The sequence below is a fragment of the Streptomyces sp. NPDC092045 genome (genome assembly GCF_044756005.1).
Taxonomy (GTDB): Bacteria; Actinomycetota; Actinomycetes; order Streptomycetales; family Streptomycetaceae; genus Streptomyces.
The window spans coordinates 394,970-409,540 of sequence record NZ_JBIVSC010000002.1 but is presented as its reverse complement, the minus strand read 5'-3'; the positions used below and the strand labels follow the sequence as shown (position 1 = coordinate 409,540).

Annotated in this window: 17 protein-coding genes and 1 pseudogene; 7 read left to right on the top strand and 11 right to left on the bottom strand. The window is 72.7% G+C overall.

Going from position 1 to position 14,571, the window contains the following annotated elements; translation table 11 throughout:
- Nucleotides 1–55: 55 nt before the first annotated feature.
- Nucleotides 56–262 carry a hypothetical protein gene (locus tag ACIQKA_RS08645; RefSeq protein WP_391092887.1) on the bottom strand — a complete coding sequence of 69 codons (207 nt, stop codon included), beginning with the start codon at nucleotides 260–262 and terminating at the stop codon, nucleotides 56–58.
- 125 nt (nucleotides 263–387) lie between these two features.
- Between ACIQKA_RS08645 and ACIQKA_RS08640 the strand changes: the two genes are divergently transcribed.
- Complete coding sequence (locus tag ACIQKA_RS08640; RefSeq protein WP_391092889.1) at nucleotides 388–1,026, top strand: DUF4231 domain-containing protein; 639 nt, start codon at nucleotides 388–390, stop codon at nucleotides 1,024–1,026.
- Nucleotides 1,027–1,143: 117 nt separating this feature from the next.
- On the opposite strand, the gene ACIQKA_RS08635 is transcribed toward ACIQKA_RS08640, so the two are convergent.
- Entirely contained in the window at nucleotides 1,144–1,593 is a 450-nt protein-coding gene (locus tag ACIQKA_RS08635; protein WP_391092890.1) for a lamin tail domain-containing protein, read from the bottom strand.
- Nucleotides 1,594–1,811: 218 nt separating this feature from the next.
- On the bottom strand, nucleotides 1,812–2,570 hold the full coding sequence (locus ACIQKA_RS08630; protein ID WP_391092891.1) for a UTRA domain-containing protein: 759 nt from the start codon (nucleotides 2,568–2,570) through the stop codon (nucleotides 1,812–1,814).
- 188 nt (nucleotides 2,571–2,758) lie between these two features.
- Here ACIQKA_RS08630 and ACIQKA_RS08625 point away from each other — a divergent pair, with 188 nt between their 5' ends.
- Both ACIQKA_RS08625 and ACIQKA_RS08620 read left to right on the top strand, forming a co-directional pair.
- On the top strand, nucleotides 2,759–2,992 hold the full coding sequence (locus tag ACIQKA_RS08625; protein ID WP_383431974.1) for a hypothetical protein: 234 nt from the start codon (nucleotides 2,759–2,761) through the stop codon (nucleotides 2,990–2,992).
- Nucleotides 2,993–3,145: 153 nt separating this feature from the next.
- Nucleotides 3,146–3,412, top strand: a complete 267-nt coding sequence (locus tag ACIQKA_RS08620; RefSeq protein ID WP_383156790.1) for a DUF2277 domain-containing protein — start codon at nucleotides 3,146–3,148, stop codon at nucleotides 3,410–3,412.
- Here ACIQKA_RS08620 and ACIQKA_RS08615 read toward each other — a convergent pair.
- The 5 genes from ACIQKA_RS08615 to ACIQKA_RS08595 all read right to left on the bottom strand — a co-directional run bounded on the left by ACIQKA_RS08615 (nucleotide 3,372) and on the right by ACIQKA_RS08595 (nucleotide 8,499).
- On the bottom strand, nucleotides 3,372–3,995 hold the full coding sequence (locus ACIQKA_RS08615) for a DedA family protein (RefSeq protein WP_383156797.1): 624 nt from the start codon (nucleotides 3,993–3,995) through the stop codon (nucleotides 3,372–3,374). The two genes, ACIQKA_RS08620 and ACIQKA_RS08615, sit on opposite strands and share 41 nt — an antisense overlap.
- 569 nt (nucleotides 3,996–4,564) lie before the next feature.
- On the bottom strand, nucleotides 4,565–5,032 hold the full coding sequence (locus ACIQKA_RS08610; RefSeq protein ID WP_383431983.1) for a DoxX family protein: 468 nt from the start codon (nucleotides 5,030–5,032) through the stop codon (nucleotides 4,565–4,567).
- 309 nt (nucleotides 5,033–5,341) lie between these two features.
- Nucleotides 5,342–5,992, bottom strand: a complete 651-nt coding sequence (locus tag ACIQKA_RS08605) for an HNH endonuclease family protein (protein WP_383431976.1) — start codon at nucleotides 5,990–5,992, stop codon at nucleotides 5,342–5,344.
- A gap of 488 nt (nucleotides 5,993–6,480) precedes the next feature.
- Nucleotides 6,481–7,149 carry an HAD-IA family hydrolase gene (locus ACIQKA_RS08600; protein ID WP_383151266.1) on the bottom strand — a complete coding sequence of 223 codons (669 nt, stop codon included), beginning with the start codon at nucleotides 7,147–7,149 and terminating at the stop codon, nucleotides 6,481–6,483.
- Nucleotides 7,150–7,413: 264 nt separating this feature from the next.
- Nucleotides 7,414–8,499, bottom strand: coding sequence for a peptidoglycan-binding protein (locus tag ACIQKA_RS08595; RefSeq protein WP_402540476.1), 1,086 nt, complete (start codon nucleotides 8,497–8,499; stop codon nucleotides 7,414–7,416).
- Nucleotides 8,500–8,647: 148 nt separating this feature from the next.
- On the opposite strand from ACIQKA_RS08595, the gene ACIQKA_RS08590 reads away from it, so the two are divergent.
- Nucleotides 8,648–10,708 carry a DHA2 family efflux MFS transporter permease subunit gene (locus ACIQKA_RS08590; RefSeq protein WP_402540475.1) on the top strand — a complete coding sequence of 687 codons (2,061 nt, stop codon included), beginning with the start codon at nucleotides 8,648–8,650 and terminating at the stop codon, nucleotides 10,706–10,708.
- Nucleotides 10,709–10,723: 15 nt separating this feature from the next.
- On the opposite strand, the gene ACIQKA_RS08585 is transcribed toward ACIQKA_RS08590, so the two are convergent.
- Together ACIQKA_RS08585 and ACIQKA_RS08580 are read right to left on the bottom strand one after the other, a co-directional pair.
- A complete protein-coding gene (locus ACIQKA_RS08585) occupies nucleotides 10,724–11,227 on the bottom strand; it encodes a GNAT family N-acetyltransferase (protein WP_383151269.1) in 504 nt (167 codons plus the stop codon).
- A gap of 45 nt (nucleotides 11,228–11,272) precedes the next feature.
- Nucleotides 11,273–11,602, bottom strand: coding sequence for an antibiotic biosynthesis monooxygenase family protein (locus tag ACIQKA_RS08580; protein ID WP_383151270.1), 330 nt, complete (start codon nucleotides 11,600–11,602; stop codon nucleotides 11,273–11,275).
- Between ACIQKA_RS08580 and ACIQKA_RS08575 the strand changes: the two are divergent.
- The 3 genes and pseudogenes from ACIQKA_RS08575 to ACIQKA_RS08565 form a co-directional block, all read left to right on the top strand.
- Nucleotides 11,603–12,103 (top strand): annotated as a pseudogene (locus ACIQKA_RS08575) (recombinase family protein); the annotation flags it as partial.
- Between the two features lie 13 nt (nucleotides 12,104–12,116).
- Nucleotides 12,117–13,352: a recombinase family protein gene (locus ACIQKA_RS08570; RefSeq protein ID WP_402540474.1), complete on the top strand. Its 1,236-nt coding sequence runs from the start codon at nucleotides 12,117–12,119 to the stop codon at nucleotides 13,350–13,352.
- A gap of 522 nt (nucleotides 13,353–13,874) precedes the next feature.
- Nucleotides 13,875–14,213: an HNH endonuclease gene (locus tag ACIQKA_RS08565; RefSeq protein ID WP_402540472.1), complete on the top strand. Its 339-nt coding sequence runs from the start codon at nucleotides 13,875–13,877 to the stop codon at nucleotides 14,211–14,213.
- Here the strand turns inward: ACIQKA_RS08565 and ACIQKA_RS08560 are convergent.
- Nucleotides 14,210–14,371 carry a hypothetical protein gene (locus ACIQKA_RS08560; RefSeq protein ID WP_383151273.1) on the bottom strand — a complete coding sequence of 54 codons (162 nt, stop codon included), beginning with the start codon at nucleotides 14,369–14,371 and terminating at the stop codon, nucleotides 14,210–14,212. The genes ACIQKA_RS08565 and ACIQKA_RS08560 overlap by 4 nt on opposite strands.
- Nucleotides 14,372–14,571: the final 200 nt, after the last annotated feature.

The window sequence follows — 14,571 nt, the reverse complement described above, 5'->3', positions numbered from 1 at the left end:
GCCCCGGGCCGTGATCGGTCCGGGGCCTTTCGTGTGCGAGCTCGGCCGTTCGGCGTCAGGCCTTGATCACTTCCACCTTCTTGTCGCCCGCCGTCGCCTCGACGACCCACTTGACCGTGCCGGTCTCGCGGTCGCTGGCCGTGGCGGCACCGACGGCGCCGTGGCCCGCGAGGGCGACGAGGGCGGCGGCGAGGACGCCGAGGGCGATGCCGGCCCTGGTGGCGATGGTGGTGGTCGGGTGTGCGGCGCGGGCCTGTGCCATGGAGGGCTCCCTCAAGTGCCGTGGGCGTGCGGTCGGTTGCTTCGTGGCGAACGTACCCCGTGGGAAAGCCGGGGGGAACGGGTGAAGAGTTGACGGAGGTCCCGGAGCGCGGGTGTACTCCCCGCATGGCTGAGGTGGGGGACGCGCCCGAACAGGGCGCGCGGAGCGGCGAGATGACGCCGCAGCGGTACATCGAGACGCGGATCGAGCAGTACCAGGGATGGTACGACGCCAAGGCGACCCACATGAAGGCGATGCACCTGCGGATGCGGACCGTGTCCGTCGTCGGCGGGGCCCTCGTGCCGGTCTTCGTGAACCTGGACCTGGGCTTCGCGCGGATCACGGCCACCGTCCTGAGCGTGGTCGTCGTCGCCGCGGTGTCGCTGGAGAGCGTCTACCGGTACCGGGAGCAGTGGAAGAACTACCGCTCGACCGAACAGCTCCTCGGGCACGAGCGCGTCTACTTCGAGACGAGGGTGGGGCCCTACCGCGGCCTTTCGAAGCGGGACGCGTTCGCCGCGCTGGTCGCCCGGGTCGAGAAGGCCATCGCCAACGAGAACTCGGCCACCCTGAACGTCATGACGCTCGGCGGGCAGGTCGACTCCGACGTGCAGCAGGGCGTTCCCGCCGCCCGCACCGAAAGCGTCCTCGTGGAGAGCGTCCGGGCCGAGAGCGTGAAGGTGGAGAGGGCCAGGGGCGGCGGCGGTGGGTCCGGAGAGGGCCGGGCCGGCGGTGATGTCGGGGAGGCGTCGAGCCGGGAGTGACGCCGGGGCGGACCGTGGGGCGGGAGTGATGCCGGGGCGGGCGGTGGGCGTCGGGGGCGGGTCCGCGGCCCCGGGGCCGTTCTCCGGAGCCCGCCCCCGCTCAGGCGCGGCGTCGCCTCAGCACCACGTGTAGTCCGCCCGCGTCGAGTTGTACGCGCAGGTGTCGACGCTCGCGCCGTTCGACTTCCGCAGCGTCGCCGTGTCGCGGTCGTTGTTCCAGACGTACGCCCCGCGGTTCTGGTACACGTTCGCGGCGGTGTTCGTGCCGCGGCCCGTGCGGACCGTCACGACCTTCCCCTTGCCCAGGACGAAGTTGCCGAAGGTGTACTTGTGGTCGGCCGCGTCCGTGAGCGTCCAACCTCGCAGGTTGACCGCCGCGTTGGTGGTGTTGCGTATCTGCACGTACTCGCCGTTGAGGCTGGCGGTGGACCGGGTGTCCGTGCCGGGGCTGTCGTACCAGATCTTGTAGAGGTGGACCGAGCCGGCGGCCTGGGCCTGCGTGGGCAGCAGGAGGACGCCGGAGGCGGCCGCCGCGGTCACGGCCGCGAGCGTGCGTGCACGAAGCATGGATGTCCCTCGATTTCTGCCGGATCCCCACCGTCGGGGCCCGGCGATCACACAGAATACGCATCTCCTTCACGACTTCTCCGCACTTCGCGGAAAGTGGGGGTGGGGGTGGAGGCAGGGGTGAACGGGGCGGCCCGGTCGGGGTGTTCGCGGGGGAGAGGGCGAAAGGGGGAGGGGTGGTGGCGCGGGGCCGCCGTGGCGCCGGCCCGCGCGAGGTCCTACGCGTCGAAGTCGTACTCCAGGACGTACGACGACGAGTCCAGCGTCATCTCGTTCAGCTCCACCGCCACCCCCGCCTCCGTGAAGGCCGTGCGGTCGATGAGGACCACCGGCGTCCCGAGCTCCAGGGCCAGCCCCTCCGACTCCTCCGCCGTCGGCATCCGGGAGCGGATCTCCTCCCGGAAGCGCACCGGCCGCCGCCCCAGCTCGGCCAGGCGCGCGTACGTGCCGCCCGGGCCCGTGTCCCGTTCCGCGATCGCCGTCCCGCGCACCAGATCGGCCGGGAGGTACGAGACGGAGAGCAGCACCGGCCTGTCGTCCAGGACGAACCGGCGGCTCCGGACGCAGACGGACGCGCCCGGCGCCAGGTCGAGCGCCTCCGCGACCCGCGCGCCGGCCTCCGCCTCGCCCACCTCGATCCGGTCGACCACCAGGTCCCGGTCCTCCACGTCCGCCGACCAGACCGAGCGTCCGCCGCCCCAGTGCTCGCCCGCCAGACGCGGGATGCCGCGGCGGCGCAGCGGACGGAAGACGCGGACGAACACCCCGGCGCCCTTGCGCGCCTCGGTGAGCCCCTCGGTCCGCAGCACGGAGAGGGCCTGCCGGGCCGTCATCCGCGCCACCTCGTAGGTCGCCATGAGGTCGTTCTCGCCGGGGAGCCGGTCGCCCGGAGCGAAGGCGCCCGACCGGATCGCTTCCCTCAACTCATCAGCGATCCTTTGGTACTTGGGCCGTCGAGTGCTGTCCTGGTCAGTCACGGGTGGACCACTCCCTTCATCTGCGGGACACCCTACGGCGCACCCCCCGACGCGGAAGCACACGCGTACGCCGTCCCGACCGGTCGATCCATCCATCGGGGGACATCTCTAGAGATACGTTGACAGGGCCGGGGCGCCGCGCTTCCCTGAGTGTCCCCATGCTTCAGGTTCCGGGACGGAGGGGACGCGTGCAGCCACTGCCCGAGGTCGGTGACCTCGTCCGTGACGCCGCCACCGGGCGGGTCGGTTTCTACGTGGACAGCGTCTCCGGTCGCTTCCGCATCCGCGCCGTGCACGGCGGCACCGAGTGGGAGGCCGAGCCCGTCGACGTCCAGCTCGCCACGCCCCTGCACGAGCTGCGGGCCCGCACCGCCGAGATCAACGCGCGGAGCAGACGCGGCCTCGGCGGAGTCGGGGCGTAGGGCCGCCGGGTCCGGTCGCGCGAGTCGTGCGGGACGCCGGGGGCCGTCGCACGGGACTGCCGGGCTCGGTCGTGCGGCCCGCGCGGGAGGGTCCGGCCCGGTCCGTACGGGCGGGCCCGCGTGGTTGTCAGTGGGGCGCGCCACACTGGAGGCATGTGCCGCAGCATCAAGACGCTCCGCCCACCCGTGCTGCCCGAGGAGGCGACCGAGGACGACATCCGCGCCGCCGCCCTGCAGTACGTCCGCAAGATCTCCGGGTTCCGCGCCCCCGCCGCCCACAACCGCGAGGTCTTCGAGCGGGCCGTGGACGAGATCGCCGGAGCCACCGCGAGACTCCTCGACGGCCTGGAGGTGCGCGGGGCGCACCCGGGCCCCGCGGTCAGGAGGCGGGCGCCGGAGCCTCGGCCGGACGCCGTATGAGATACGCGGCGAGGCCGCCCGCCAGGAAGAGCGCGAGGGCCGACACCCCCGCGCTGAACCAGGTCGCGCCCAGCCACTGACCGCCCAGCCAGCCGAGCCCGACGCTGTACGAGGCCCAGACCACGCCCGCGAGCGCCGACCACGGCAGGAACTCCTTGCTCCGCCGCTTCGCCGCGCCCGCGCCCAGCGAGACCACGGAGCGGCCCGCCGGCGCGAAGCGGGCGAGCACCACGAGCAGCCCGCCGCCCCGGGCGAGCGCGGTGCCGAGACGTTCCTGCGCCAGGGAGAGGCGGCGCGAGCGCGCTATCGCCCGGTCCAGCCTGGCCCCGCCCCGGCGCGCCAGCCGGTACGCGAGGAAGTCGCCGAGCACCGAGGCCGTGGCCGCGCAGAGGAGCAGGGGGATGAGCGACGGCACGTCGGGGGAGGCGGCGGTGGCCGCGGTCGCCGCCGTGGCCGCGGTGATGACCAGGAAGCCGCTCGGCAGTACGGGCAGGAAGACGTCGAGGAGGATCGACGCCGCCACCACCGGGTAGATCCATGGACCGGCGGTGAGCGACCGCAGCGAGCCCAGGCTGTCGAGCAGATTCACAGGGGCAGAGCCTACGCGGGACCGGGGGTTCGCCGCCGGGTGGGTGCCGGGCGGGCACCGGTGGTTCGAGTGGATGTCCAGCGCCGTTGTCCCGTGCGGCCGGGACGGCGCCGGGGTGGTGTGGGGCCAGGGGGGCCGGGGCGGTGTGCCGCGCCGGTGTGCGGACGTGCGGGAAACTGAAGGGAATCGTCCGTTCTAAGGTCCGTACCAAACATGCGCCACGCACGGGAAAAGGCCGGAATCCACGCTGTGGAGACCGGCCTTGTCCTGTTAAGGAGCCGGGAGGTGCCGAGGGATGCCGAGGGGTGCCGAAAGGCGTCGAGCTTCCCGGCCCGTGCGTCTTCCGGGCCCGTGCGTCTTCCGGCCTCGTGCGTTTTCCGGGCCCGTGGAGCGGCGGACCGGTGGATCCGCCGGCCTCCGCGGGCGTGCGTGCGTGTCCGTGGACGTCCGCGGGCGTTCGCGGGCGTGCGCGGGTCGGAGCCGGTCCGCGACCTGGGTGGGGCCGGGATCCGGGACCGGAGTTCGGGCCGTGGCCGGGCTCTGGCCGTGGCCCGGAGCCGGGATCAGGCCGTGACCGGCGTGCCCTGCTCCTCGCGCTCCTCGGCCCTCTCCTCGCGGGCCGGCGCGTCCGCGCCGTTGCGGGACCCGCCTCCGAAGAGCCGGTCCACGGACAGCGCGCCCGGGCCGGTGAAGACGAGCAGCAGGAAGATCCAGCAGAACAGGGCCGAGAGCTCGCCGCCGTTCTGCAGCGGGAAGAGGGCCTCGGGCTGGTGGACCTTGAAGTACGCGTACGCCATCGAGCCCGAGGCCAGGAAGGCGGCGCTGCGGGTGCCGAGGCCGAGCAGGACCAGGACGCCCGCGACGAGCTGGATCGCCGCCGCGTACCAGCTGGGCCAGGTGCCCAGCTCGACCGTGCCGCCGCCCTTGGACCCGCCGAGCACGCCGAAGAGCGAGGCGGCGCCGTGGCAGGCGAAGAACAGGCCGACGACTATGCGGAAGACGCCGAGCGCGTACGGCTGGGCCCGGTCCAGGCGGGCCGCGAGGCCGGCCGCGCCCGCGGTGCCGGTGGAGGTGCCGGTGGCTGCGGCGCCGTCGGCCTTCGGGCCGGCCGCCTCGCCGGGCGTGGCGGGGGCACCGGTATTGCCGGTGTTGCTCATGGGTGGGACTCCTTCGGTCTGGCCTCGTCCGTCGGCGGAAGAGGTGGGGGACGGAACCGATGAGTCCGTAGGTTAGGTTTGCCTGACTAATACTTGCAAGTTCAACATCGGGTCACCGGGAAGTGTGCGGTCGTGTTCACTTCCCGGCAATCCCGCCGTGACGTTTCTTCAAGTGGTGTGGTGTCAGCAGCCGTTGAGGGCGGACTGGAGGGCGCTCTTCTCGGCGGAGTCGACGCTGAGGTTCCAGTGGTGCTTCACGTGCACCCAGGCCCTGACGTACGTGCAGCGGTAGGCCGTCCGCGAGGGCATCCACTTCGCCGGGTCGAGGTCGCCCTTGGCCTGGTTGACGTTGTCCGTGACGGCTATGAGCTGCGGCCGGGTCAGGTCGTTGGCGAAGGACTGGCGCTGGGAGGTGCTCCACGAGCTGGCGCCGGAGCGCCAGGCCTCGGCGAGCGGGACCATGTGGTCGATGTCGACGTCGGAGGCGGCCGTCCAGGTGGCGCCGTCGTACTCGGAGTACCAACTGCCGCTGGTGGCGGCACAGCTGGAGTCCGTGACGACGTTCTTGCCGTCCCGCTTGAGCACGGTCTCGCGCGTGTTGCAGGCGCCGGACTGGGTGATCCAGTGCGGGAAGAGGTCCCGGCTGTAGCCCGAGGTGGAACCTTCCGCCTTCACCGTGAGGGCGGCCAGGTAGGTGCGCGCGGTCGCGGCGCTGACCGGGGTGGGCATGGCGGCCTGGGCGGCGGGCGCGGTGGCGAGGAGGCCGGTCACGGTGAGGGCGGCGGAGGTGGCGAGAACGGCGAGTCGACGCGCGTAGACATTGCGGACGGGCATGTGAACTCCCTTGATGTGGGGGGACCTCGGCGGGTGCCGTCCCCGTGGGGCGCCGGGCGTGCCCGGTCATCGTGGCGGCGCCGGGTTTCCGTACGGGGTGCGCCAGGTAACAGCGTGACGACATGGGCACGTCACATCAAGGGGTGTGCGCGTTCTGTCGGAGCGTCAGATTCCGCTCGGCGGTCGCGGGTTGGAGGGGCGGAGAGCCCGGTGGTGCGGGAGCGTTGCGCGCGCGGGGGCGCTGCGCCGGTGGGGCGGGGGCGGGTGCCGGTGGCTCCTGCGGGCGGTGGGGCGGGGGCGGGTGCCGGTGGCTCCTGCGGGCGGTGGGGCGGAGGCCGGTGGCAGTGCCGGTGGTGGTGGCGGTGGTGGTTGGCGGTCCGTGGCGATCGGCGGGGAGCGCGGGTCCGTGGACCGCAAAACGCTCGCGCGCGGCCGGAGCGTCCGGCCGCGCGCGAGCGGCGGTGAAGGGAGGAGAGGGGAAGGAGGGGTTACGGCACGGTCGTCAGCGTGATCGTGCCGTCCGCCGCCGCCCCGACCCGCAGGTGGGTGAGGTCGGGCACGTACGCGTCCGGCGCGAAGGCCGCCGCGCGCGGGCCCACGCCCACGACGCGCATGCCGGCCGCGCGGCCCGCCTGGATGCCGGCCTCGGAGTCCTCGAAGACCACGCAGTCCTCCGGCGCGAAGCCCAGCGCGGCCGCGCCCTTCAGGAAGCCCTCCGGGTCCGGCTTGCTGGCCCCGACGCCCTCGGCCGTGACCCGGGTCTCCGGCACGCGCAGCGCGGCCGCCCCCATGCGCGCCTGGGCGAGGGCCTCGTCCGCCGAGGTCACCAGGGCGTGCGGCAGGTCCGTGATCGCGGCCATGAAGGCGGGGGCGCCGGGGACGGGCACGACCCCGTCGAGGTCGGCGGTCTCCTCGGCGAGCATGACCCGGTTGTCGGCGTGGTTCTGCTCCATCGGGCGGTCCGGGAGGAGCGCGGCCATCGTCGCGTACCCCTGGCGCCCGTGGACCACCCGGAGCACGGCGTCCTCGTCCAGGCCCTGCCGCTCGGCCCAGCGGCGCCAGCAGCGCTCGACGACGGCGTCCGAGTTGACGAGGGTGCCGTCCATGTCGAGGAGGAGGGCGCGGGCGGTGAGCGTTGCCGGGGTGGTGGCGGGCATCGGATCTCCAGAAGGGGTGGCGCGGAGAGCGCGGAGAACAAGGCGGACCCGCCCACCGGTCAGGGAGTGCGGGCGGGGCCACTTTGTTCTTCAACGATACAAAACAGGGGGCGGTCTTGGCCAACCGCCCCGCCCCCCGTCCGCATCCTGGACCGCTGCCGCTGCCGCTGCCGCTGCCGCTGCCGCTGCCGCTGCCGCTGCCGCCCGCATGGCCTCGGACCCGCCCGGCCCCGGACCCGTACCGCCCGGCCCCGTCCCTCCCCGTCAGTTGCCCGGCTGCTCCTGCTCCAGGACCGCGCGCGTGCTCGGCCCGTACACGCCCAGCGGATCCCCCTGGATCGAACGCCAGCGCTGGTACTCCCGCACGGCCTCCCGGACCTTGTTGCCGTAGCGGCCGTCGACGGGGCCGAAGTAGACCCAGGCGGCCCGCAGCCGCCACTGGAGGTCCTCCACCTCGGGTCCCCGGTCGCCGTAGCTGAGGGTGGTGACCTCCGGCTCGGGCTCCTCCGTGTTCTCCGGGGTCCGGGAGGGCCTCGCGGTCGCCGTCGTCGGCGCGGTCGTCGGCGTCGCCGGGGCCGTCGCGGAGGGAGGGGCGGCCGAACCGGTCGACGCACCGGGGCTCGCGGAGGCGCCGGAGGCCGAGGCGGAGGGCGTGGTCGTCGCGGAGGGGGAGGGCGACGCCGACGTCCGGCGCGGCTTCGGGGACGACGACGTCGGCTCCGGGCTCCCCGAGGAGGGGGACGGCTCCTCCGACACGGCCAGGTTCAGGTCCGCGCTCGTCGTCACCTCGGGCACGGCCGCCCGGTCCTCCGTCTCGCCCGCGCCGGCGAGGGCCGCGGCCAGGGCGGCGGTGCCCGCCACGGCGACGGCGGCCACCGCCGCGATCGCCGCGCCGCGCCTGCGGCCCCGCGGCCGGCCCCCGCGCGGCGGGGGCGGCGCCTCGCCGGGTCCGCGCAGCAGCAACGGCATCGTCTCGGAGGGGTCGCCCCCGGCGCCCGTCCCGTAAGACCCCGCCCCGTACGAGCCCGTCCCGTACGGGTGGCGCTCCGGGGCGTCCGGGCGGACCGCCGCCGGCCGGGCGGTCGGCGGATCCGCGTCGGCGCCCCCCGCGCCGTACGCGTCCGCTTCCGCTCCGGAGGTGTCTCCCCCCGTCCCGTACGGACCCGCTCCCGCCCCGTACGCACCCGCCCCCGCCCCGTACGCGTCCGCTCCCGCGCCCTCCCGCGCGTCCAGCGTCACGTACGGGCGGATCCGGAGCGGGTCGAAGTCCTCGGCCGCCGCCAGTTCCGCCCGGGCGCAGGCGCAGCCAGGTCTGTGTACACCGCATTCAGGACAGACGTGTCCGGTCATGATGGGTCCCCTCCCCGATACAACTGCGAGCGATTATGCAGCCCACTCCCTTCCGGTGGGGGAACAGGCGTGCCCTTCCGCAGGCCATAACCGGACATTCGGATCAGGATGGAGACGCCGAGAAGACGAAGACGCCGAGGAGACGCCCATGGCCCAGGACCTACGCCCGTCCCCGCCCGGCGGCGCCCCCGCGCCCGGGGGCGGGCAGCGCCACAGCACCGTCCTCGTCGCGATCGGCGCGCTGCTGCTCGGCATGCTGCTCGCCGCGCTCGACCAGACCATCGTCTCCACCGCCCTGCCGACCATCGTCAGCGAGCTCGGCGGCATGGAGCACCTCTCCTGGGTGGTCACCGCCTACATGCTGGCGTCCACCGCCGCCACCCCCCTCTGGGGCAAGCTCGGCGACCAGTACGGGCGCAAGAAGCTCTTCCAGGCGGCCATCGTCATCTTCCTCATCGGCTCCGCCCTCTGCGGCATCGCCCAGAACATGCCGCAGCTCATCGCCTTCCGCGCGGTCCAGGGCCTCGGCGGCGGCGGGCTCATGGTGCTGTCCATGGCGATCGTCGGCGACCTCGTCCCGCCCCGCGAGCGCGGCAAGTACCAGGGCCTCTTCGGCGCCGTCTTCGGCGCCACCAGCGTCCTCGGCCCCCTCCTCGGCGGACTCTTCACCGAGCACCTCTCCTGGCGCTGGGTCTTCTACGTCAACCTGCCGATCGGGATCGTCGCCCTCTTCGTGATCGCCGCCGTGCTCCACATCCCGGTCCGCTCCACGAAGCACACCATCGACTACCTCGGCACCTTCCTCATCGCCTCGGTCGCCACCTGCCTGGTCCTCGTCGCCTCCCTCGGCGGCACCACCTGGGACTGGGGATCGCCGCAGATCATCGGCCTCGCCGTGCTCGGAGCCGTGCTCCTCGTCTGGTTCGTGCGGGTGGAGCGGCGGGCGGCCGAGCCCGTGCTGCCGCTCAAGCTGTTCCGGATCCGGACCTTCACCCTCGTCTCGGTCATCAGCTTCGTCGTCGGCTTCGCGATGTTCGGCGCGATGACCTACCTGCCGACCTTCCTCCAGGTCGTGCAGGGCGTCACCCCGACCATGTCCGGCGTCCACATGCTGCCCATGGTCCTCGGCCTGCTCCTCACCTCCACCGCCTCCGGCCAGGTCGTCAGCCGCACCGGCCGCTGGAAGGTCTTCCCCGTCGTCGGCACCGCCCTCACCGCCATCGGCCTGCTCCTCCTGCACCGCCTGACGGAGACCAGCTCCACCTGGGAGATGAGCGTCTACTTCTTCGTCTTCGGCGCCGGGCTCGGCCTCGTCATGCAGGTCCTCGTCCTCGTCGTGCAGAACGCCGTCGCCTACGAGGACCTCGGCGTCGCCACCTCCGGGGCCACCTTCTTCCGCTCCATCGGCGCGTCCTTCGGCGTCGCCGTCTTCGGCACGATCTTCACCAACCGGCTCACCTCCAAGCTGGAGGACGTCTTCGCCGCCGCCGGCCCCGGCCTCCCGCCCGGCACCGGGCCCGGGGAGGTCGCCGCCGACCCGCGCGCCGTCGCCCAGCTCCCGCCCGAACTGCGCCCCTCCGTGCTCCACGCGTACTCCACGTCCATCACGGACGTCTTCCTGTACGCGTCGCCGGTCGTCCTCGTCGCCTTCGTCATCGCCTGGTTCCTCAAGGAGGACCGGCTCCGCACCTCGGTCACCGCGCCCGACACCACGCAGACCCTCGCCTCCAACCCCGTCGAGCGCTCCTCGTACGACGAGTGCGCCCGCGCGCTGTCCGTCCTCGGCTCCCGCGAGGGGCGCAAGGCGGTCTACGTGAAGATCACCGAGCGCGCCGGACTCGACCTGCTGCCCGCCGCGAGCTGGCTGCTGCTGCGCATCCGCCGGCACGGCACCGTCGAGCCCGCCCGGCTCGCCGAGACCACCCCCGTGCCGCTGCGGGCGATCACCGAGGCCTCCCGGCAGCTGGAGGAACGGCGCCTGGTCGCCCGGGAGGGCGTCCAGATGATCCTCACCGAGGAGGGCGTACGGGTGACCACGCTGCTCGCCGGGGCGCGGGAGGACTCGCTCGCCGAACTCCTCGGCGACTGGTGGGGACCCGAACGGCCCACCGACCTGGTGAAACTCGTGGAGGAGCTGACGGCCGAACTGAGCGGCTCGGACGCGGAACGCCCCCGCACGGCGCAACCGCCCCGCGACCACCACGCGTGAGCGCGCGGGGGCGGGTCAGAGCTTCTTGCCGTACCAGACGTCCATGTACGGGCCGGTGCAGTACGCCGGTATCTCCGCGTACCCGTGCCGGGCGTACAGGCTCCGCGCCTCGATCAGGTCCAGGCGCGTGTTGAGGACCATCCGGCGGGCGCCGAGGGCGCGGGCCGCGTCCTCCAAGGCGTCCATCAGGAGCCCGGCGCCGCCCCGGCCGCGGAACGCGGGGCGCAGGTAGACCCGGGTCAGTTCGGCGCGCGCCCCGCGGCCGTCGCCGCCGTCGTCGAGCAGGAGCACGCCGCCGCACCCGGCCGGCTCGCCCCCGCACCGGGCCACCCGGAAGTCTCCCGTCGGCGGGGCCAGCAGCCCGGCCCCGTCGTCCGTCAGCCCCTCGTCGATCTCGGCCGCCGTCGCGGGCCGCTTCCAGTAGCGGCTCGCGACCTCGTCGTAGTACTCACGGCGCAGGGCGGCGGCGTCCGGGGTGTCGACGCGCTCGGGGGAGAAGGTCCAGGTCATGCGCGTCATTCTGGGACGCGCACGGCCCGGGACGCAGCAGGTTTTCTCCGGGGCTCAGCCCTTCGGGGCCGCCTGCTGGACGACCTCGAACGACCACAGGGTCGACCCGGACGCGGCGGGCTTCGACCGCTCGCCCCCGCCCTCGCCGCCACCCTGGTGAGCGGCCCGCATGGAACCGTCCATCCAGTTCTGGAAGTCCTCCTCGCTGCGCCAGCGGGTGTACACCAGGTACTGGTCGGTGCCCTCCAGGGGCCGCAGCAGCTCGAACCACTCGAAGCCGTCGGACCCCTCCACGGCCCCGGCCCGCGAAGCGAAGCGCTGCTCCAGCACCTCGCGCTGCTCGGCCGGCACGGTCAGGACGTTGATCTTTACCACACTAGGCACATGACACCTCTCAGGAAGCACAGGCCGGGCGCTGCGCCGAGCCTTGATCACGTACGTGCAGTCTCGTACATCCGCCAGTCAAAGCGGCGTGAGGACGACTCGCAGGCGTCGCCCGTGGCGCAGCGCGAACGGTGCGCCTCGCTGATCGCGTCGAAGGGGTGGAGCGACGCGGGCCACTTCGAGGACGTGGGCAAGTCGGGGTGGGATCCGAGCATCCACCGGCCGGGGTTCGAAGAGATGATGACGACCGTACGGGGTGGGCACGTGGACGCCGTGGTCGTCTTCTCACTGTCCCGCCTGACGCGCCGTGGCGCGCTGGAAGCGATGCGCATCATCGAGGAGCTGGAGGCGCACGGCGTCCGGCTGGTGAGTGTCGAGGAGCCGTACCTCGACACGTCCACCCCGGTCGGCGTCGGCATCCTCGCCATCATCGCGGGTCTGGCGCAGCAGGAGTCCGACATGAAGTCGGCGTACGTCTCCGCCACCAAGGACACACTCCGGCGGGCCGGCAGCCATGTCTCCGGCGTCGCTCCGTACGGCTTCGCGGCGGAGAGGGCGACCAGCGGCAAGCTGTCCGTCGTCCGACTCGTCCCGGACCCGGTGGAAGCCCCCGCACGTCCGCGACATGGCCAAGTGGGCGGCAGAGGGAGTGTCCGCCTCACAGATCGCCAAACGACTGAACGAGGACGGCGTGCCTACAAAGGCGGCGTCCCTGGGGGAGTCGGGGGCCAAGCGCCTCGCCTCGCGCCGTGCACGCGGAGTCTCGGAAGCCGTGGAGCGGCCCGCGTGGGTGTCGTCCACCGTCCTGCGCATCCTGCGTGACCCGCGCCTTGCCGGGTACGCGATCGAGTGGCAGGGACGGGTACAGGCGACCAAGGACTCCGACGGCAACCCCGTCCCCGGCAAGACGGGGAGGCGCGTCATCCTGCGTGACGACGAAGGGCAGCCGGTCCAGTCGCACGAAGCGCTGATCCCCACGGAGGAGTGGTGGAAGCTCCAGGACGTGCTGGACGGCCGGACGCAGGTGGTCGTACGAGCGGGCCGGCGCGTCCCCACTCTGCCGGCCGGACATGGACTGCTGTTCTGCGACGTCTGCGGATCGGTGATGGTGACCGACCGACGGGCCGGGAAGCTCTACTACAAGTGCAACCGGGCCGGGGGAGTGGTCCCGGGCCATGGTGGTCTCGTCATCGGCCAGGACGCGGCGGACAGCGAGACGGCGGGGCGGGTGTGGGCCCGTCTCATGGCCATGGACCCCGCCGACCCGGAAGACCTCGAATGGGTTGCCGAGGCGTCACGGCGCTTCGCCCGCCCACAGGACACGTCCCAGCGAGACGCGGAACGTGCGGCGGTACGAGTCGAGTTGGAGCACGTACGGGAGTCCCGCCGCATCCTCCACGTGGACCGGCTGGCCGGCGTCCACGCCGACGGGACCGGTGCGCAGATGTTCAGGGAGTCCATGGCGCGGTTGGCTGCCCATGAGGAGCGGGCGGCCGAGCGGCTGGCGGAACTGGAGGCGACCGGCAACCGAAGCATCCAGATCCCCAATGAGTGGACGAGCGTGGACGGAGGCCCCATCGGGGAGGGGTCGACATGGGCGGCGTGGGACCTGGAGAAGAAGCGGGATTTCCTGGCGCTCTTCATCGACTCCGTGAGGATCGCCAAGTCCGTCGGCAGGGGCCGGAACGCGAACACGCGAGACCGTGTGATCGTGCGATGGGCCGAGTCGCCGGAACCTGCGGCCGCCTGAGCCCTCTGGGAGGTCTGTACGGTCCGCCGCTGGGGACGTCCGACGGCGGGCCGTTTGGCGGCCTGCGGATCGCCCCGATCGGCCCCGGTAGTCCCGCGCGGACCGCCGGGGCCGTCTGCTGTCCGCAGCGGCCCGACCAGCGGGCGGAGCCATGACGGTATGACGGTTAGAGAGTGTTTTTCGTACGGACATAGAAAAACAAGAGGGATACCGAAAGAGCCACCAGAACGTCATGCCGTCATGGTCGACCGCCCGGGAATCTCTCCGTCCCTCCTGCTTCCGAGAGAAGAAGCCGGGACCACTGCGCACCCCACCGACCCGTAACGGGCGGTCCGAGTGCCCGGCCCTCTCCGATGCTCTGCCCGTGCAGCACGCACCCTCACGGGGGTGGCCGCAGTGGTCGTGAGGCAGAGCGCGGGGACCGCACCGCCCACCGGTAACCGCCCTCGGGCGCTGAACGGGGTTGTAAGACCGTGCGGTCCCCATCGTGTCCGGACGTTCGTCAACGAGCGCGGGGCGCACATGCGCTGTATCGAATGCCAGGAACCTGCGACCCATCGGGGCCGCTGCAAGACCCACCACGGCGTGTACGAGGACCGTCCGGCCATCCGACAGCGTCGAGCACAGGGACGACGTCGAGCGGCCCGGAACGACGCTGCTGCGAGGCTCCGCCGGGTCATCGAGCGGAAGGGGACCGTGCGGCGTGACCGGTGCCCAGGCGACTTCCCTGCGGCAGACGTGGACGTGGACCACGTGCGGCCCCTCTCGATGGGAGGGACCGACACGGACGGCAACGTTCAAGTGCCGTGCCGGGGCTGCCACCAGCTCAAGACGAGCACGGAGTTCGGGCGCGCGGCTTAGCGCTGTGTCCACCACGTGCCCGCCGCCCCGCCGGCGGTGGTGACCAGGGCGACGAGCCATCCGGGGATGCGCTGCACTGTCAAGTGCAGTCCACCGAGGCGGAGTTCGAGCATGGGGCGGGTCGCGCTCCTTGTGTCCATGCTGCGAGTCGTAGTCATGGCTTGTAGTCCTCTCGCTGGCTTCGGTCATGCGGTTTGCATGTCCTCTGGCTCCTGTCGCGCGCCGTTGCGCGACGGCATGGAAGAAAGGACGCAACGCCACGACGCGACGTGGGGTGTCCGGTCGGGGTCAACGCTATGCAGCGATGAGAGATGACCGAGTTGATATGAGCCAAGCCCCGTTCCCCTGCGGCGAGTTC